Origin of the sequence: Pseudoalteromonas sp. CNC9-20 (assembly GCF_022347875.1) — a bacterium.
Taxonomy (GTDB): domain Bacteria; phylum Pseudomonadota; class Gammaproteobacteria; order Enterobacterales; family Alteromonadaceae; genus Pseudoalteromonas; species Pseudoalteromonas ruthenica.
The window spans coordinates 132,813-152,027 of the sequence record NZ_JAKRFS010000006.1; the positions used below are offsets into that span (position 1 = coordinate 132,813).

General features: G+C 49.6%; 13 protein-coding genes and 1 other RNA gene. 5 read left to right on the forward strand and 9 right to left on the reverse strand.

The window, feature by feature from the left end; translation table 11 throughout:
- Nucleotides 1-103: 103 nt before the first annotated feature.
- The 5 genes from truA to fabB form a co-directional block, all read right to left on the reverse strand.
- Complete coding sequence (gene truA / locus MHM89_RS15205; protein ID WP_239409147.1) at nt 104-907, reverse strand: tRNA pseudouridine(38-40) synthase TruA; 804 nt, start codon at nt 905-907, stop codon at nt 104-106.
- 178 nt (nt 908-1,085) lie between these two features.
- Nucleotides 1,086-5,855: a FimV/HubP family polar landmark protein gene (locus tag MHM89_RS15210; protein WP_239409148.1), complete on the reverse strand. Its 4,770-nt coding sequence runs from the start codon at nt 5,853-5,855 to the stop codon at nt 1,086-1,088.
- Nucleotides 5,856-6,099: 244 nt separating this feature from the next.
- Nucleotides 6,100-7,116 (reverse strand): aspartate-semialdehyde dehydrogenase, encoded by a 1,017-nt coding sequence (locus MHM89_RS15215; RefSeq protein ID WP_045978126.1) that lies wholly within the window; start codon nt 7,114-7,116, stop codon nt 6,100-6,102.
- A gap of 16 nt (nt 7,117-7,132) precedes the next feature.
- Nucleotides 7,133-8,248, reverse strand: a complete 1,116-nt coding sequence (locus tag MHM89_RS15220; RefSeq protein ID WP_045978127.1) for a 4-phosphoerythronate dehydrogenase — start codon at nt 8,246-8,248, stop codon at nt 7,133-7,135.
- Between the two features lie 104 nt (nt 8,249-8,352).
- Complete coding sequence (fabB, locus tag MHM89_RS15225) at nt 8,353-9,567, reverse strand: beta-ketoacyl-ACP synthase I (protein ID WP_022945657.1); 1,215 nt, start codon at nt 9,565-9,567, stop codon at nt 8,353-8,355.
- A gap of 186 nt (nt 9,568-9,753) precedes the next feature.
- Here fabB and mnmC point away from each other — a divergent pair, with 186 nt between their 5' ends.
- Nucleotides 9,754-11,730, forward strand: coding sequence for a bifunctional tRNA (5-methylaminomethyl-2-thiouridine)(34)-methyltransferase MnmD/FAD-dependent 5-carboxymethylaminomethyl-2-thiouridine(34) oxidoreductase MnmC (mnmC, locus tag MHM89_RS15230; protein WP_239409149.1), 1,977 nt, complete (start codon nt 9,754-9,756; stop codon nt 11,728-11,730).
- A gap of 63 nt (nt 11,731-11,793) precedes the next feature.
- Nucleotides 11,794-12,144 carry a hypothetical protein gene (locus tag MHM89_RS15235; RefSeq protein ID WP_138547863.1) on the forward strand — a complete coding sequence of 117 codons (351 nt, stop codon included), beginning with the start codon at nt 11,794-11,796 and terminating at the stop codon, nt 12,142-12,144.
- A 16-nt stretch (nt 12,145-12,160) separates the two neighbouring features.
- On the opposite strand, the gene MHM89_RS15240 is transcribed toward MHM89_RS15235, so the two are convergent.
- Nucleotides 12,161-13,027, reverse strand: coding sequence for an OmpA family protein (locus MHM89_RS15240; RefSeq protein WP_239409150.1), 867 nt, complete (start codon nt 13,025-13,027; stop codon nt 12,161-12,163).
- A 180-nt stretch (nt 13,028-13,207) separates the two neighbouring features.
- On the opposite strand from MHM89_RS15240, the gene rnt reads away from it, so the two are divergent.
- Entirely contained in the window at nt 13,208-13,888 is a 681-nt protein-coding gene (gene rnt / locus MHM89_RS15245; protein WP_239409151.1) for a ribonuclease T, read from the forward strand.
- Between the two features lie 13 nt (nt 13,889-13,901).
- Here the strand turns inward: rnt and MHM89_RS15250 are convergent, their stop codons facing one another.
- A complete protein-coding gene (locus MHM89_RS15250; protein ID WP_045978130.1) occupies nt 13,902-15,527 on the reverse strand; it encodes a FapA family protein in 1,626 nt (541 codons plus the stop codon).
- 256 nt (nt 15,528-15,783) lie between these two features.
- On the opposite strand from MHM89_RS15250, the gene ssrA reads away from it, so the two are divergent.
- Nucleotides 15,784-16,141, forward strand: a transfer-messenger RNA (tmRNA) gene (gene ssrA / locus MHM89_RS15255).
- Between the two features lie 136 nt (nt 16,142-16,277).
- Nucleotides 16,278-17,660, forward strand: a complete 1,383-nt coding sequence (locus MHM89_RS18930) for a tyrosine-type recombinase/integrase (RefSeq protein ID WP_343224231.1) — start codon at nt 16,278-16,280, stop codon at nt 17,658-17,660.
- On the opposite strand, the gene MHM89_RS15265 is transcribed toward MHM89_RS18930, so the two are convergent.
- Together MHM89_RS15265 and MHM89_RS15270 are read right to left on the reverse strand one after the other, a co-directional pair.
- A complete protein-coding gene (locus MHM89_RS15265; protein WP_239409153.1) occupies nt 17,657-18,031 on the reverse strand; it encodes a Rha family transcriptional regulator in 375 nt (124 codons plus the stop codon). The two genes, MHM89_RS18930 and MHM89_RS15265, sit on opposite strands and share 4 nt — an antisense overlap.
- 180 nt (nt 18,032-18,211) lie before the next feature.
- Nucleotides 18,212-19,156 (reverse strand): hypothetical protein, encoded by a 945-nt coding sequence (locus tag MHM89_RS15270; protein WP_239409154.1) that lies wholly within the window; start codon nt 19,154-19,156, stop codon nt 18,212-18,214.
- Nucleotides 19,157-19,215 lie beyond the last annotated feature (59 nt).

A 19,215-nucleotide genomic window follows, 5' to 3' on the forward strand; every position in this document is an offset into this window, starting at 1 on the left:
AAATTAGCCGATAAATTAGCACAATTAAAACATGAAATTAGTTGCTTAGATATAAAAAACTGGTCGGCGTAGTCCATTTACACCCACCATTCACCCCTTTTTATTAGCTCTGTGGTGGCTCGTTATCGGGTAAAAAAAGCGGTCCCAGTGGCGTGCTGGGAATTTGCCACTGCTCGGGATAGTCCACGTCCACCAAATATAAACCATTAGGCTTAGCGGTTGCACTGGCTTGGGTGCGGTCTTTAATAGCCAATAAATGCTGCATCCATTGCGGCTCTTGCTCACCAACCCCAATGTCCATCAAGCACCCGGTAATATTACGCACCATATGATGTAAAAAGGCATTGGCCTTAATATCAACAACGATGTAATCACCGATGCGCTCAACAAATAGATGGTGGATATTACGAAACGGCGTGTTGGACTGGCAATGCACCGCCCGAAACGAGGTAAAGTCTTGCTCGCCGAGCATATACGCACAGGCCGCTTGCATGCGTGTTTCATCCAGCGGGTGATGATAATGAGTCACCCCAGAGCGCAGGATGCCTGGGCGATAGGGGTGATTATAAATGACATAACGGTAACGTCGTGCGGTGGCACTAAAACGGGCATGAAAATCATCAGCGGTTGGCATTGCATAGCGCACGGCGATGTCATCAGGCAACTGCGAATTCATACCTAAGGTAAAAGCGCCCATATCACGCTCAGCATGGGTATCAAAGTGCACAACCTGACCGGTGGCATGAACGCCAGCGTCGGTACGCCCTGCACAAGTAATATCCACGGGGTGATTACAAATACGGGACAACGCAGTTTCAATTTCCGCTTGGATACTGCTGACATGAGATTGACGCTGCCAGCCACTGTAGCGGGCACCATTGTATTCGATTCCTAAAGCGACGCGCATTGATACTCTTAGCTCAATAAAATTTTCGGCATTTTAAACGCTCTGCGGGCAAATAGCTAATGCTGAGGGTAATGAGGCTCCCGAAGGGAGCAAGCTTGCCCATAGACAAGCAGTTAATACAAAAAATGCGCAGACACTTTGCCTGCGCATTTATCATCTCGCGGCTGAGCTTAACACGCTAGCGTTTCAGACGTTCCTGCAAGGCTTGCGCCTCTTTATGGAGCGACTGCGGGCCATTATCAAGCACGTCTTGTAGCGCTTCGAGGGCTGAATCAACATCATCAATTTCGATATAAGCCCTCGCTAAATCTAATTTAGCGCTGAAACCGCCGTCTTCACTATCAACATCGGTCTTTTGCGAGTCGTCGAGCATGTCATCAAACTCACCCAAGCCCACATCCATATCGACTTCATCATAGGGTTCGTTATCAGGCTCTGAGTCATCACTCTGCTCGAGCAGGTCATCAATATCAAGATAGTCCGGCTCTGCTGCACCACTGTCGTCTTCGTTCGCGTCTGCGACCGCGTCATCATCCGCGTCAAAGTCACTATCGGCGAGCAAACTCTGCAGATCAAGGTCGTTATCTTGCGGTTCACCGATCACATCTTCATCTGGCTCAGCAAGTTCGTTGAGCAGAGCATCAAAATCGGTCTGCGTTAAGTCAGCGAGGAAATCCTCATCGAGCTGACTGTCGTCGAGTTGTTCGTCACCATCGATATCGTCATCTAGAGAGTCATCCATCAGTGCGCTTAACTCATCGTCAAGGTCGCCATCCAAATCACTGGAGAGATCGAGCTCTTCACCTCCCTCTTGAGCCATCGCTTCGCTGAGTTGCTGCTCAGCTTCGCTACTAAATGGCTCGTCGAGTTCAAGATCGGGATAGTCATCTAGCTGCTGGCTAGGATGTTCAACATCCCCCATTTGGGGCTCTTGAGAGCTAACAGGCTCAACGTCTGATGCATCTTCGTCTTCAAGCAGCGGATCGTCGCCTAAGTCAAGTTCGAGATCAGGCTCATCAAAATCAGCAAAGTCTGCTTCAAGTAGCTCTTGGTCTGCACTTTCGTCAATTAAATCTTCATCACTTGCATCCGGTTGCGCTTGCTCTTCTATTTCAAGCTCTGGTGCATCAGCAAGTAAGTCATCACCATCGAGGTCATCATCCTCTTCTAATACGAGTTCTGGCTCCGGCTCAGCGTCTCCCTCTTCATCAGGAGTCTGCTCATCGCCAGGGACATCTTCAGGAAGGTCATCGCCGTCTAAGTCATCATCTTCTTCCAGCGCAAGCTCTGGCTCCGGCTCAGCGTCTCCCTCTTCATCAAGACTCTGCTCATCGCGAGGGGCGTCATCAAGGAGATCGTCACCATCTAAGTCGTCATCTTCTTCCAGCGCAAGTTCTGGCTCCGGCTCAACGTCACCCTCTTCATCTGCCGCTTGCTCGTCGCCAGGAGCATCTTCAAGGAGATCGTCACCATCTAATTCGTCATCTTCTTCCAGCGCAAGCTCTGGCTCCGGTTCAACGTCACCCTCTTCATCAGCCGCTTGCTCATTGCCAGGAGCATCATCAAGGAGATCGTCCCCGTCTAAGTCGTCATCTTCTTCCAGCGCGAGTTCTGGCTCCGGCTCAACGTCACCCTCTTCATCATGTGTCTGCTCATCGCCAGGAGCATCATCAAGGAGAGCGTCGCCGTCTAAGTCGTCATCTTCTTCCAGCGCAAGTTCTGGCTCCGGCTCAGCGTCACCCTCGTCATCGAGAGTCTGCTCATCGCCAGGGGTACCTTCAAGAAGGTCATCGCCGTCTAAGTCATCATCTTCTTCCAGCGCGAGCTCTGGCTCCGGTTCAACGTCACCCTCTTCATCTGCCGCTTGCTCGTCGCCAGGAGCATCTTCAAGGAGATCGTCGCCATTTAAGTCGTCATCTTCTTCCAATGCGAGTTCTGGCTCCGGCTCGACGTCGCCATCGAGAGTCTGCTCATCGCCAGGGCCATCTTCAAGAAGGTCATCGCCGTCTAAGTCGTCACCTTCTTCCAGCGCGAGCTCTGGCTCCGGTTCAATGTCCCCCTCTTCATCAATAGTCTGCTCATCGCTAGGGACATCTTCAAGAAGGTCATCGCCGTCTAAGTCATCATCTTCTTCCAATGCGAGTTCTGGCTCCGGCTCGACGTCGCCATCGAGATCATCTTCTACAGCGTCTTGCTCGTCCGCAGCGTTTTCATCAATCAGCTCATCGCCAGAGACATCTTCAAGGAGATCGTCACCATTTAAGTCGTCATCTTCTTCCAATGCGAGTTCTGGCTCCGGCTCGACGTCGCCATCGAGAGTCTGCTCATCGCCAGGGCCATCTTCAAGAAGGTCATCGCCGTCTAAGTCGTCACCTTCTTCCAGCGCGAGCTCTGGCTCCGGTTCAATGTCCCCCTCTTCATCAATAGTCTGCTCATCGCTAGGGACATCTTCAAGAAGGTCATCGCCGTCTAAGTCATCATCTTCTTCCAATGCGAGTTCTGGCTCCGGCTCGACGTCGCCATCGAGATCATCTTCTTCCAGCGCAAGCTCTGGCTCCGGTTCAACGTCACCCTCTTCATCAGAAGTCTGATCATCGCCAAGGACATCTTCAAGAAGGTCATCGCCGTCTAAACCATCATCTTCTTCCAATGCAAGTTCTGGCTCCGGCTCGACGTCACCCTCTTCATCAGATGTCTGCTCCTCTTGAGGTGCGTCATCAAGTAGGTCCTCACCATCGAGGTCATCATCTACAGCGCCTTGCTCGTCTGCTTCGTTTTCATCCATCAGCTCATCGATATCAACATCGCCCTCATCGGCATCTGCTGCTGGCGCTTCTGCCGCTTCATCGAGCAGGCTATCAACATCAAGCTCATCTTCTTCAGCGCCGTTTTCATCCATCAGCTCATCGATATCAACATCGCTTTCATCGGCATCTGCTGCTGGCGCTTCTGCCGCTTCATCGAGTAGGCTATCAACATCAAGGTCATCTTCTTCAGCGCTTTGCTCGTCTGCGGCGTTTTCATCAATCAGCTCGTCAATATCAACATCGCTTTCATCGACATCTGCTGCTGGCGCTTCGGCCGCTTCATCGAGTAGGCTATCAACATCAAGGTCATCTTCTTCAGCGCTTTGCTCGTCTGCGGCGTTTTCATCAATCAGCTCATCGATGTCGACATCGCTTTCATCGGCATCTGCTGCTGGCGCTTCTGCCGCTTCATCGAGTAGGCTATCAACATCAAGGTCATCTTCTTCAGCGCTTTGCTCGTCTGCGCCGTTTTCATCAATCAGCTCATCGATGTCGACATCGCTTTCATCGGCATCTGCTGCTGGCGCTTCTGCCGCTTCATCGAGCAGACTATCAACATCAAGGTCATCTTCTTCAGCGCCTTGCTCGTCTGCGGCGTTTTCCTCTAGTAGGTCATCGACATCGAAATCGTCATCCGCCGGCTCGGACTGCGTTTCATCAACAAGCTCATCAATATCAAAGGTGTCATCCCCTGACTCGGCATCTATCTGCTCGAGCTGATCGTCAGCCAACTCCTCAGACAATGCGGCCATCGCCTCATCGCTATCATCGCTCGGTTCTTCACCGTTAGCGTTTGCCTGTGACTCGTCTTCGCTATCATCGGTGGCAAATAAGTCGTCAATATCTTCGTCGCTAAGAATATCGCTATCTGGTTCATTTTCTTCTGGCACATCAACACTGATGTCATCACCAGGGGCATCAAAATTTTGCTGTAATACCGCTTCTTCTTGGCTAACTTCAGCATCAGACTCATCGTCAAATACCACGTCATCATCAAGTAAGCCGTCTAACTCGTCTTGGTCTAACAGTGAGTCGATATCGTCAGCCCCATCACCGCCTTCATCTAAAATATCGTCGCTTTGATCAAGGAAGTCGTCATCGTCTAACTGAATGCCTGGCTCATCTAACGCATCATCGGGGTCATCGAGCGGTAAATCATCAAGGCTGTCGTCTAAACTGTCGTCATCCGCACCTAAATCTAGGTCATCGATACCGGCCTCAGGTTGAGTTTGCATTTGCGGCGCCGGTGTTTGCGGTAGGAATTCATCGTCGTCGCTTGGCTCAGGCTCTTTTGCTGACTGGCGTTTCTTTAAAATGAAAATAATTAACCCGAGCACGGCTAATGCTGGAATAGTCATCATCAAAACTAATTTCAACCACGTTGGGATGCCTTCGAGTGCACTTTGTTCTTGCTGCGCTTGCTGTAACTTCTGCTGCGCCATGGCCTCACGTTCAGCCAGTATTTGTTGCAGCTGGCGCTGCAACTCTGCGTCCTTTTCGTCAAGCTGATCTTTGACTGTGGCAAGCTGTTCGCTGATCTTCTCAAGTTGCGATTTCAGTTGACGATTCTCAGTCAATATCGCCTCTACATCGGTCACAGACGACTTGAACTGCTCTTGTAGCTCCACCAAACGCTCGCCTTGTAAACGCTTAAGCTGCTCTAATTCGCTTTTCAGTTCCGTTTTGGCTTTTTCGACATCTTCTTGACGCGCCGACGTGGTTTTTTTCGCGACCAGATCGATTTCATTACTATTAAGCGTGCCGTTTTTAATTTTCTCCCACAAACGGTCATCTTGCTCAGACTTTTGTCGTGCCTGAGCTGGGTCAATAGTACGAATTTCATTTAACGAGGGAATACGCAAATATGCGCCATCACGCATGTGGTTAAGGTTTTTGTCTAAAAATGAGTCGGGGTTTTTCTCGTAAAGGGCAACCATTACTTGATACATGGTCACTGAGTTGTCGGGACGCACCTTGGCAGCGATTCGCCACAAGGTGTCAGTTGGCTTAATGGGTCCGATAGAGCGGCCTTGAGCACCATAGTCGACCCCTTTAGGACCACGAATTTCAGTGCTTTGCGCACTCGTGCCAGCCGCTACTAGGGTCGCGACAACAAAAACCAGTGTAACTAAACCGCGCATGCTTTTCCTTTACTCATTTTTTTGTGCTTTATGGAAGGTTATCGGCCGCAAAAGCCATCTCCCGAGTCATTGTTTTTCTTGTGTTTATCAGCAAGCTTTATTCCACTTTCAAACTATAAACCAGATATAGGGGAATATCCACGCCGGAAAGGGAATTTCACTTTACTCCGAAACAATTGATAACTAAGAAAAAAGCGGCAATTTGCCGCTTTTTTACTGTACTTACTCGCCTTTGGCCTTCATTTTACAAATATTCGGCAATGAGCGCCTCAGCAATCTGTACGCTATTGGTCGCCGCACCTTTGCGGGTGTTATCGCTGACGATCCACAGGTTTAAGCCGTGTGGATGAGAAATATCTTGCCGCACGCGACCAACATAGACGCTGTCATTGCCGCTTGCATCGGTCACCGGCGTCGGAAAATCATGGTCATCATTGATAAGCTCAACACCTGGCGCTTGCTCGAGCAGCTGTTTAACGTGCTCAACATCCACCGGCATACGCGTTTCTAGGTGTACCGCTTCAGCATGACCGTAAAATACCGGCACGCGCACCGCTGTTGGGTTCACTAATACGCTGTCATCACCAAGAATTTTTTGCGTCTCCCACACCATTTTCATTTCTTCGCGGGTGTAGCCATTGTCTTCAAACTTATCAATTTGCGGAATGACGTTAAAAGCCATTTGCTTGCTAAAGACTTCATTTTCCATGGGCCGGCCATTCATTAAGTGCGCCGTTTGCTTAGCCAGCTCTTCCACCGCTTCTTTACCTGCCCCCGACACCGCTTGGTAGGTTGAGACGTTAATACGATCGATGCCATAGGCGTCATAGATAGGTTTCAGCGCCACCATCATCTGAATAGTGGAGCAGTTCGGATTGGCAATGATATTACGATTGCGAAAATCTGCTAGCGCTGAGCTATTCACCTCAGGCACAACCAGTGGCACATCAAACTCATAGCGAAACTCTGAGGTATTATCGATGACGATACAACCAGCCTCGGCGGCAATGGGAGCATATTTTTGTGACACGCTGCCACCAGCCGAGAACAGACCAATATGGGCATCAGCGAAGTCGAATTGCTCGACATCCAACACCTCAATGCTCTGGCCTTTAAACTCAATTTCCTCACCGGCAGAGCGACTGCTGGCCAATGGATAAAGGTTATCGACCGGAAAGTTACGCTCCGCGAGCGTTTCGATAATTTGGCGACCTACGAGCCCTGTGGCTCCTAATACCGCGACGTTAAACTTTTGCGACATGCTATTTCCTCAGGCATTAAATACTGAACCCCAGTGCAGCCAGCGCACTGAGGTGAGGGTTATCACCGCGCAGCCGCAAAGTGCTGAGCTCACGGCGAACCGGATAATTCTTTCTTAGGCTATCAAAGCCCTCTGTCGCGAGTGCTTGACGCATAATGGCATCATCGCGACGAACGTCATAAATAAGGTGCACAAGCGAGCCAAGCTCCTGCAATGTCCAACTAGGGCTTAATGTGAGTTCATTTAAACTCGGCGTCGGCAGCAGCTCACTGAGGGTGGCTTCAGCGCGAATCCCCAAGTGCTGACACAACGCTTGATACAACATAAAGGTGCCTCGACCTTTACCTTCGAGGGTATGACCGCCAATATGCACCGTAGCTAAATCCACATAATTCATCAGCTCAGTAAGAATATGCGGCTCATTTTCCCACACATCTAGTACCAGATGCAGGTCATTGTCACTTTGCTGACGCGCAAGCAATGCAGCGTTATCAATCACATCACCGCGACTGGCATTAATGATCACCTTGTTGCTGGCTAAAGCCGCAATGCGCTCGGCATTGAGTAAGTGCCGCGTTTGATGACTGCCTTCTTTTACCAAGGGCACATGGAAGCTAATGATGTCTGCTTGCGCTAGCGCCTGCTCTAGTTCGTACCATTGGCCGCTGTCACCTCGCGCGGCACGCGGCGGGTCAACCAGCAAGGTTTGCACACCGATGGCGGCGAGCTTATCGGCTAAGCATTGGCCAATATTGCCGACACCGACAATAGCTACTTTCTTGGTGAATAGCGAAAACTGTTGTTGCTGCGCTAACACCAGCATGGCACTTAGCACGTATTCTGCCACCGCAATGGCATTGCAACCTGGGGCATTGGTGAAAGGAATACCACGGTTTTGCAAATACCCTTGGTCGATATGATCGATACCAATGGTCGCCGTGCCAACGAAAGAGAGTTGCGTGTTGCTATCTAGCAGCTGCTCGTTCACCTGGGTCACCGAGCGCGTTAGCAGTACATCGGCATGCTGCGCTTGTGCCGCTGTGAGTGTGCGCCCATCGAAGCGCTCGACATCGCCCAGCGGTGAAAACAATGCATCCACCAAAGGCATATTTTGATCAGCTAATATCTTCATGGCAGTTATCCCAGCCCAGTTTGGAGCGCCATTCTAATCGCCCTTGGCACACAAAGCAAAAAGCCACGCATCTGCGTGGCTTTATGATTAACAAAGCAGCAAAATTAGCCTTTGTATTTACTCATCACCAATGTGGCGTTGGTACCGCCAAAGCCGAAGCTATTCGACATCACGGTATTAAGCTCCACATCGCGGCGCTCAGTGGCTATATCCAAACCTTTTGCTTGCTCGTCCAGCTCATCAATGTTGATAGATGGCGCTACAAAGTTATTCTCTAGCATGAGCAAAGAGTAAATCGCTTCATGAACACCGGCTGCGCCGAGCGCGTGACCCGTCATTGCTTTAGTGGCGCTAATAGCCGGTGACTGCTCACCAAATAGCTCTTGAATTGCACCGAGCTCTTTGACATCACCTACTGGCGTTGAGGTGCCGTGGGTATTGAGATAGTCGACAGGACCCTGCAGGTTTTGCATCGCTTGTTTCATACAGCGAACGGCGCCCTCGCCCGATGGTGCCACCATATCGAAGCCATCAGAAGTTGCACCATAACCGGTAATTTCGGCGTAGATATGCGCGCCACGGGCCAATGCATGCTCTAGCTCTTCAACCACGACGATACCGCCGCCACCAGAGATGACAAAGCCATCTCGGTTAGCATCATAAGTACGAGACGCCTTTTCTGGCGCATCGTTATACTTGGTCGACAAGGCGCCCATAGCATCAAATTCCATCGCAAGGGTCCAGTGCAGCTCTTCACCGCCACCGGCGAAAATAACATCTTGCTTGCCTAGTTGAATCTGCTCTACCGCATGGCCAATACAATGCGCCGAGGTGGCACAGGCCGAACTGATAGAGTAATTCACACCTTTAATTTTAAACGGCGTGGCCAAACACGCCGAGGTGGTGCTAGCCATGGTGCGTGGAACCATGTATGGGCCTACCCGCTTAACTCCTTTCTCGCGAAGAATATCGGCGGCTTCCACCTGATACTTCGATGAGCCACCACCAGAGCCAACAACCAATCCGGTGCGCTCATTAGACACTTGCTCGTCGGTGAGTTTAGCGTCAGCAATGGCCTGAGCCATTGAGATATAAGAATAGGCTGCTGCATCACCCATAAAGCGGTGGGCTTTGCGGTCAACGTGATCTTTAACATTAATATCAATGTGGCCAGAGACCTGGCTACGCAAATTGTATTCTGCAAATTCAGGGTTAAAGGCAATACCACTTTTACCCGTTTTTAGAGATTCCAGTACTTCTTCTTTGTTATTACCGATGCTAGAAACAACACCGATACCCGTAATGACGGCTCTTCTCATGAGAATTTACCTTAGCTTAGATCTAAATTGCGTATAGTTTACGCGGAAACTGATTCCGAAGTGGTCATTCCAGCGTACATATGTACACTGAAATTTTCAAGCGCCCGAGATGATCTTTTAGTGACAATATACGCACCGCTGTAAAGTCGCTAAAATAGTGGGCAAAGACTTACTCAAAGAGCTAAAATGATTACCCACGCTAAAATCCATTTTAATGACTGTGGCACTCCCGTCGCCGATGATTTTGACGATGTTTACTTCTCTAATGAAGACGGCCTGGCAGAATCTGATTATGTATTTTATCAGCATAACCACATCAGTGAGCGACTATGCAGTCATCCGCGCGAGCAATTTGTCATTGCCGAAACAGGGTTTGGTACGGGTTTAAACTTTTTGAATGCATGGCAACGCTTTGCCACCCAAACAGAGAAAAAAGCCACCCGGCTGCATTTTATCTCCTTTGAAAAATTCCCTATCCAGCGTCAGGATTTAGCCCGGGCTCTAGCAGCCTGGCCGCAACTGAGCCATTACAGTGAGCAACTGGTGGCACAGTACCCCGAGGCTTTGCCTGGCTGCCATCGCCTGCACTTTGGCGAAGTTACCTTGGATTTATGGATTGGCGATGTGCTTGATAGCATCGAGCAGATGAACTTCAATCGGCATGGTCTCGTCGATGCGTGGTTTTTAGATGGCTTTGCCCCGAGTAAAAATCCTGATATGTGGCAGCAGTCTTTGTTCGATGCTATGGCACATCTTGGTCGCGAAGCCGCCACCTTTGCCACCTTCACCGCTGCAGGCTTTGTACGCCGAGGGCTGCAGCAAGCCGGGTTCAAGGTGAATAAAGTGAAAGGCTATGGCCGCAAGCGCGAGATGATAGTGGGTGAGCTTGAACATACCACCGCGACCACCAATGTTCCGGCGCCATTTGTTCGCCATACCCGCCCCTTAGATAAGGTTGCCATTGTTGGTGGTGGCATCGCTGCGGCGACATTGGCTCATCGGTTAACGGCACGCAATATTCCTTGCACCCTCTTTTGCGCTGACGACGAACTGGCTCAAGGTGCGTCACACAACAAACAAGGCGCAGTGTATCCGCACTTGCAAGCAGATGTATCGCCCTCCAGTGAGCTCTTCGCGCACAGCTTTTTATATGCCAAGCGCTTGTACGAGCAACTGGCAAACGATGTTGATTTTGCCCACCAATGGTGTGGCGTGCTGCTACAAGGCGTTAAAGAGGAAGGACAAAAACGCCATGCCAACTTGCTCAGTAAGAACAATTGGCCGCAGTGGTTGATACAGGGTGTAGATGCGAAGCAAGCCAGCAATATTGCCGGCATTGATACTCCCTATGGTGGTTTATTCATCCCTGATGCGGGCTGGGTTAGCCCCGTGGAACTGGTGCAGGCATTGGTCACTCAAGCCAAGCAGCAGGCGCAGATCGACATCCATTTTGCCACTCAGGTTACGGCTGTTAATCGCGTGGGTGAGCGTTGGCAGTTGCTGTGCAAAAACCAGAGCTATGACGATTTTAGCGATGTATTTATTTGTATGGGGGAGCACTCCACTGAGCTGTTGCCAAAGAACGAGTTGGCGCTACAAAGTGTGCGCGGTCAAGTGTCACACCTGAGCGCCAGCGATAACTCGCGCAAGCTCAACACTGTGCTTTGCCACAAAGGGTATTTTACACCGGCTCACGATGGCAGCCATTGTATGGGTGCAACCTTTGAAAAAGACACCCAAGCGCGGGATATTCGCGATGCTGATGATCGCACTAATTGGCAACAATTTACCGGGTTTTATGGTGATTGCGACTGGACTCGAGAGTTGCAGGATATTAACGGTGCCAAAGTCGCTATTCGCGCAACCCTCGCCGACCATTTGCCTATTATCGGTCAATATGCGCAACAAGACGATTATATGGCGGCCTTCCCATTGCTACCTAGAGGACAGTGGCAAGGCCAGCAACCACTGCGTCATCAAAACCCTGGTTTACACTTGTTTACTGGCTTAGGTGCGCGGGGCTTATGCACGGCTCCCCTGTGCGCTGAGAGCTTAGTTGCCAGCCTATGTGACGAGCCGTTACCGATTTCAAATCGTGTCGATCAGGCCCTGCACCCTGCCCGTTTTATTATTCGCGACCTAAAGCGCGGACAAATAAAGTGATTTTTGGTTAAATATAGGTTAAATTTTATAATATAAAGATGTGTTTATAATCGGAGTGAAACCATGAATAACGCTTTTCGCCGACTAGCTACCACCCTTGCAGGAAGTGTTTTGGTAGCGGCGAGCAACCTAGCCTATGCGGACTTGTCTTTGCTACCTTTGCCAGAAGATTTTACCACCCGCATGACCGTGGAAAAGAAATACCCCATGGTGCTTGATGGTTTCACTCGACTTACTGACAACGAAGTCACTGATTTTTATCAGAGCAAGCTGGGTGAACCGTTGAATATTACCAGTGATATTGGCCGCTTTACCTTGTTTTATGATGTAAACGGCCACCCGGTACGCATTAGTGTGTATCAACGTGATGAGTGGACAGAAATCAGTGCCATGGTCAGCGCCGCTAACGAATAAGCTACGCTGATGAGCCTTATGGCTTAGCTATTTGAATCACTACGCGACGGTTTTTGCCGCGACCAATCACCGTCTCGTTTGGAGCCACATGGCGCTTCTCGCCAAACCCCGTAGTCACCAACTTACCTTCATCTACACCTAACTCTTTAATATACTCGGCAATCGCCGCCGCACGGCGTTTAGAAAGTTCGAGGTTATTCCAACGTCCACCATAGCTATCGGTGTAGGCTGAGATCATCACCGACTCTATTTCTTTGTCATGCTTGAGGTACTCACCTATCTGTGCGAGGCGCTTTTTCGATGATTTGGTCAACTCGCTAGAGTTTTTCTTGTAGTTCATCACCGTAAACGCGATATCTTCAAAACTAAAAGGCAATAATCCGTCACGACATTGTAAAAACGCCCAATACGCTTGCTTAAAATTAACCGACGATAAGCCCACCGAAACCTGATCACGGGTGTTACGCCAGTCTTGGTAGTAAAAAGTGGGGTGATTGCCCTTCTCTAGCTCTGAGAGCATCTCCCAGGCCGTGCTGTCACCGAGCTCGCCATCGAATTGCCGCAGTAGCTCCATTGACGCTAACGCTTTCGCATGGGTGCCTGGGCGCCAGCTTGGCGGCACCGCTTCCAATGCGGCTAAGTCATAATTATTGGGGCGAACAACCATGTCCAAATTAAAGTTTAAGGCTTTATTTTTGCTGGCATGAGCGCGGAATATGGCTTCGCCATAATAGGGAACTTCATGATTAAGTTGGCACTGTAAACGCGAGTTTTCTACCAAGGTCCAATGCGAAGACTGTGCTGAAGCCTCATAGCTGCGCATCGCCGCCTGCGCCTGAGCGCTTAACAACACACTCAATGCAATTAATGAAAACCTAATCATGATGTGAACATACCTCGTCGAACCATTGACGCTTTTACCGTGTACGAAACGCAATGCAATACTTGTACCACAGAAAACGAACTTGATGGCACTATGGCGTGATTAATTTTACCTTAGCCCCTGTTGGCATGGCGCAGTTTTTGCCATAATAGCCGGCCTTTATTGGCTTTGGGCAGTATTATGGCAGACACAGAACCAACACGCTTTGCACAGCGCTTTCGCGGCTTCTTTCCTGTAGTTATCGACGTGGAAACCGCTGGCTTTAATAAAAATACCGACGCATTGCTTGAAATTGCTGTCACTACATTAAAAATGGATGAGCAAGGCTACTTGCACCTAGACCAAACGCAACACTTTCATGTTGACCCTTTTGACGGGGCAAACATCGAGCAATCGGCTATTGAGTTTAATGGTATCGACCCTTTCTCACCTTTGCGTGGCGCGGTGGATGAAAGCGAAGCAATGAAAAGTATCTGTAAATTTGTACGCAAAGCGCAAAAAGACGCCGGCTGCCAACGCTCCGTGGTGGTTGCCCATAATGCCGCCTTTGATCATGGCTTTTTAAATGCGGCTATTGAGCGCTGTAAAATTAAACGCACGCCATTTCACCCTTTTGTAAGCTTTGACACCACGTCGCTGGCCGGATTAGCGTTGGGACAAACGGTACTGGCAAAAGCGTGTCGCACTGCGGGAATTGAGTTTGATAATGCCCAAGCGCACAGCGCCTTGTATGATACAGAGCGTACTGCTGAGCTGTTCTGCTTTATCGTTAACAAATGGCAAAGCTTGGGAGGCTGGCCGCTCGCTAGTACCGAGACTAGCGAAGAGCCTACACCGCCGGAAAATAGCGAAGGCGTCTAAGGCCGCATGTGCCTTAAAGTGGAAATTGTTGAGTGATTTTGCCTTCACTCAACAGCGCCGAATGCGGCGGATAGATACGCGATATCTGCGTTGTATCATGGGCAATTTTCAGCTCCACTCCAGGGTGCATTAAGTCATTTACCCGCACACGGCTCGTGCCCAACAACATATTAATGCGCTGTTGCACGAGTCGCTTTTTCTTCTCTAACCCTTGCTTGATGGCCACCCACTGAGCTTCATGCTTATCCAAATGTGCACACTGACGTTTGCGTTTGTCATTATCCGCCTCTTTTAAGGCCTTTTTACGAAGCACCTGTAAGGCAGCAAACTTCTCGTTAATGCGTTTTTGCTGTTCAGCCAAGGTTTTACGCTTTTGTTTTAGTTCATAGTAATACTGACCCAGATACACTTTAGTGCGTGTACCCGATGGCGCGCCTAACTCGCCAGTTTCTATGCGCAAAGCATTGCTGACAAAACCACCAATCAACTTGCCTCGGGGGGTTTTGCCCCGGCCAACACGAATTAAGCGCCGAGCGCTTAGCTCACAGTGCAGTGCTTGGCGGTCGATAAAGATATCTTGCTGCGATTGGATATCACTGTATTGAGCATAGCCAATAGAGACACTGCGTTTAGCTTGAATACGGCAACTACAGGGTTCAGACTCGTCTCGTTTGCGTCCGATCACGCCCTTAACGACGGTGATCTCATTGTCGCTTTGTAGCGTTGCCGATTCGACAAAGCCCAAGACGGTGATATCACCAGTGGCGACAATTTGCATCGCATCTTTTACATCGCCGCTGACAATCACACTGCCCTCGAAGCGAATATGCCCCGTTGTTGCATCAACAAAGTCGTAGCACAGCACGTCGTCCACTCGCACACCCCGAGCAAGTGCAACCGGCACCCCGACAGCGTCGGCCACCAAGAGGTTCTCATTGTCACTATCTAGACGCGTGCCTTCCATGACCTCAAGCGGAAACTGTCGACCAGGTTTAGGCGCAAGTTGCTCACCAAATAAATTGTACCCAGGCTCCCCTGCCGTTGCTGGCACTCTTTGCATTAACGGGCTACCCGGCTTCACAGTAATAATATCGCCAAGGTCGCGCATATCCACCTTGCCATTTTCAGCTTCTTTCGGACATAAAACGCGATCTTGAGCAGTGGCGCATAGACGAATAAAACGTGCATCTTCACCACTTTTGGCTTTACGCCCAACAGCAACAATTGCCGTGGCACGCCCCCCTGGTGGCAGCTCAAACTGCTTTGCTAGCAACAACTCAAGCGCTTTACGACTAATACCTTTTTTAATTCCAGCTTCACGAAGTTGGCGCACAGCGTTGTCTAAATCCAAAATTTCACCACCACGAGCGCAGGTGAGCTCACCCTCTGCCATCATCAGTGGTTCATCGATATTAACATTCAGACGAGCATTGACTGCCCGCGCTACAACACGTGACTGGTTAGACTTAGACGGATTAAATAATGCCGCGATATTGGCATCAAGGATTTCGCAGTCGGCGTAAGGCGATTGCGCCAGTAATTCCATAAGCTGGGTAGCGCTGGCAGGTACTGAGCCATTCATGGGATGATCAATTAAGCTCACCTCGCCACTGAGCTTATCAAAGGCAAATAGGGACACGTTATTTTACTTCCAAGAAGCGCCCAGCAAGTGGGCACGATTTTATTATTAGTGTTTTTGCATCGAGCGCTATTTGACCATACTCATACTTAATTGTTAAGTAATTGTTCATACTCTTTTCGCAGTTGTTATAGCAAATGCGTTGGTTTTGCACAGGGAATAGGCAAACACGCCTGATTTATAAGAAATTCAGTTGCTTTCGCTTGTAGTAGGGTCATGCTCTCAGTTATACTTGTGGATACTGAAACGTATTTCAGGGGCTGATTAGGATTCGACGGGATTCAAGACGCCTGAGGTGCATGTCGAGGTGCGGTTGGCCTCGTAAAAAAGCCGCATTTTAAAGTAATCGCAAACGACGATAACTACGCTCTAGCGGCATAATAGCCCGCTAGCACTTCTCCGGTGTATGTCTGTGGACCCGGTTCTGAAGTGTCACCCTACACAGACTCGCTACGGAAACCCTGGCCGGGGTTGAAGGGTTAAAACTAAGCGGCCTCGCCTTTGTTTATCGTGTGCGTCCGAGACTCAAAGGTTAACCAAAAGACGACACTAAACATGTAGGACCGATGGTCGAGGTTTTTCGGACGGGGGTTCAAATCCCCCCAGCTCCACCAACACCTAGAGAAACCCTAAGTTACGAGTAAAATCAATAGCTTAGGGTTTTTCTTTATCCACTCATTCGGGGAACCTTTTCGGGGAACCTCTTTTAATCTAAAATACTCCCAAGTTAAATCAACACGTTAAGGTACTATGGCTAAATGGAAGCGACCAAGTGGCTACCGTGGGATAGCTATTCGTGGGAATACATACTTTGCTCGTCTTACGGTTCCCGAGGACGTGCGCGAGGTAATCGGTAAGTCTGAGTTCTGGAAAACTCTCGAAACTGACGATATTCATATCGCCCAAAAGCGAGCCGCCCTTTATATACTCGAGTGGAAGGCACAGATTAAACAAGCGAGAGGAGCGTCTAGCGCCGTTAAGGACGCACTCCAATGGAAACGGGAGCTTGAGGCGGAAAAACGTCGAGAAGCGCCTCTCATTGCGCAATTAAAGGCCCGATCTGAGGACGGTCAACTCTACATCCATAAGGTCCATGAATTGGGCCTAGGGAGTAAAGAGCATGAATTCTCGGAGTACCTCGATCTAATTGCTGATAGGAAAGGCCCTGACGCGGCTAGGACTTTATCGAACATAGTCTATGGTGAGTCACTCCCCTGTACGACCTACCTTGAAGAATGGCTCAAGTCCCAAGAAGGGAAGTTAATCCCACGGACAATAAAACAAAGGCACACAGCGATATTGAGGCTCAATGATAAATTCCCTGTCTTACCTATTAAGAAGACTGAGGTCGCAAGGTGGATCGTTGAACAAGAAGCCGAAGGGAAAGCCGAAGCCACAATTAAGGGCCTCATTGGTTCCTGTCGCTCGTTCTATGACTACCTAATGCGTATGGGCCACTTAGACCCCGAAGGCGTTAATCCCTTTGAAGGACACAAGTATAGTAAGAAGAAAAAGGCCAGCCGCAAAGAACAACGTCAAGCGTGGGAAGTTGAAGACGTCATCAAGCTGGTGGCTAAGGCAAAGAGTAAAAGCGGCGATGCTAACTTACATGACTTAATCCTTCTCGGGGCCTACACAGGCGCAAGGATCGAGGAGATAGCTCAGTTAAAAGTGGAAGACGTTAAGACCAAAGACGGCATAACCTTTTTGTCGATTGACGAGTCAAAGTCTAACGCTGGTCTTCGCGATATTCCTGTTCATAACGACATTCTTCCCCTAGTCAATTCTCTAGTGGAGAGCAGTCCTGACGGCTACCTTTTGCCCAAAGAGAAAATAACAAGCAATGGGGAGCGCTCATCGGCTATCGGGAAGCGATTCGGACGACTAAAAAGGTCTTTAGGTTATGACGAACGATATGTGTTTCATTCACTGAGGAAAACCTTGTCGACCTTACTCGAGCGCTTAGGTCTACACCATAATCAAGCCGCAGAGATAACAGGGCACGAGAAAGTAGGGGAAACTTATGGGACCTACTCTGTGGGATTAACTATTGTAGAAAAGGCCGAGCTGCTTAATCAGATTACGTACCAAGGCTTAAACGTAGAGCCCAAGGAGGGCAAAAGGAGGCCCTAGCCTTCCTCGAGTTCCCACCAACGTCTAACGACGGCATAGCGGCGAGCCGTGTCGTACTTCGTGACAAGGGTCATCGTAAGGTCGCGGTCTAGGCGGTATTGCTTGAGGGTGCGGCCTGTCGAATCCTTGTAACTGTCGAGGTAGCCGCTCGGCTGAATTTTCAGCTCAGTAAACATAGCTTCGGTGTCTAAAAAATCCCCCGCCTCAATTTTGAGGGCGGCAAACATCGCCTCGACGTAATTGTCTAAAAAATCAACCGCCTCAATTTTGAGGGCGTTAAACATAGCCTCGACGTCTCGAACGACGTTGTCGTGACGTTTCCCCGTTAGCTCCGCGATCTCGCGGCTGGTCATTGTGTGTTTAAGGTTCATTCACTAGAGCCTTACTCTGCCTTTAGGTCTAAACCTCTGGGAATCCCGTCGCTAAAGGGTCCGGAGCTAGGAACAAAATAAACCCTGCCCCAAAGGCCCCCAGAATTTGAACAACGGGGCCAGAATTACCCTCGAGGACAGCCCCAGAAAGGACCCGTAAGCCTTCCCAAGGCATAACCGTTAGTCTTCTCCGAAATATTCGAGAAAAGAGTCGTCTGGCTTGCTATCGAGCTGTTCTTTGGCCTTCGTTAGATACATCGACAAAGCTTGAACCTGTGCCTTGGGGCTTGCTCCCTTCAAGATATAGGATAAGTCTCCAGCTAGAGATTTAGCTTCGCTTTTCGTCCTTTCTTGTTCCTTTTCGGCTCTTTCAATGAAGGGCGTTATGTCCCCACCCTTGAGGACCATTCTCCATGCCTTTACAGTCGACTTCGTCGGATACCCCTTAGCGTCGTACTTAATTTTTAGGAGATCCCCGAGGGTATCTTTAATTGCCCCCCTGAGGGCTACTTTTACGTCATTCGGGGGAAGGTCTTTGAGGTTGGCCTCGGTCCTTGCGAACTTAGCAAGGGATATGTATTCAGCTAATGTGGAGCGAGAGAACACATCCCCGTACTTCTTCATCAGCCTATCGGCCCCTTCGGTATGAGCCCCAAGGAGGAGGAGTCTAAAAACGTGGGTTTTCTTCTCGTTAGCACTTATAACTAAGGGTCGTTGATAGTTTGCCTCGAGGGCTGCCAGCATGAGGTCATTCATTGAGTTACCCTCGATTTCTTTAATGCTGACTCGTACCTCGAGGCCATGCTTAGACTTAATAGCCTTATAACGCTGATAGCCGTCCACCAGCACTAACGTGTCTTCGGTAATTCTATTCTTGTAGTTCTCGGGTAGGTCCTTAGGGGGCTTAGCTACAAGCAACGGTGGAATGGAGGCCCCGATCGAAGGTCCTTGAGCTGCGGGTATAACGTCCCGCTCTGTTCCGCTGGCAATGGCTTTACGGTGTTCTTCCGTGAGGGACTCGAGGGCCTCCGCTTTAGCTTTGGAACCTGAGTCTAAGGGCTCCCTTGCGGTTACTTCCTTTACTGGGAGAATGGTCGATAAGGGGACTTTACGGGCTCTGCCCATGAGGTTCTGCTCCTTATAAATAAAAAAATAAAAAGTCAGACCCTAAGCGGCGTAAAGAC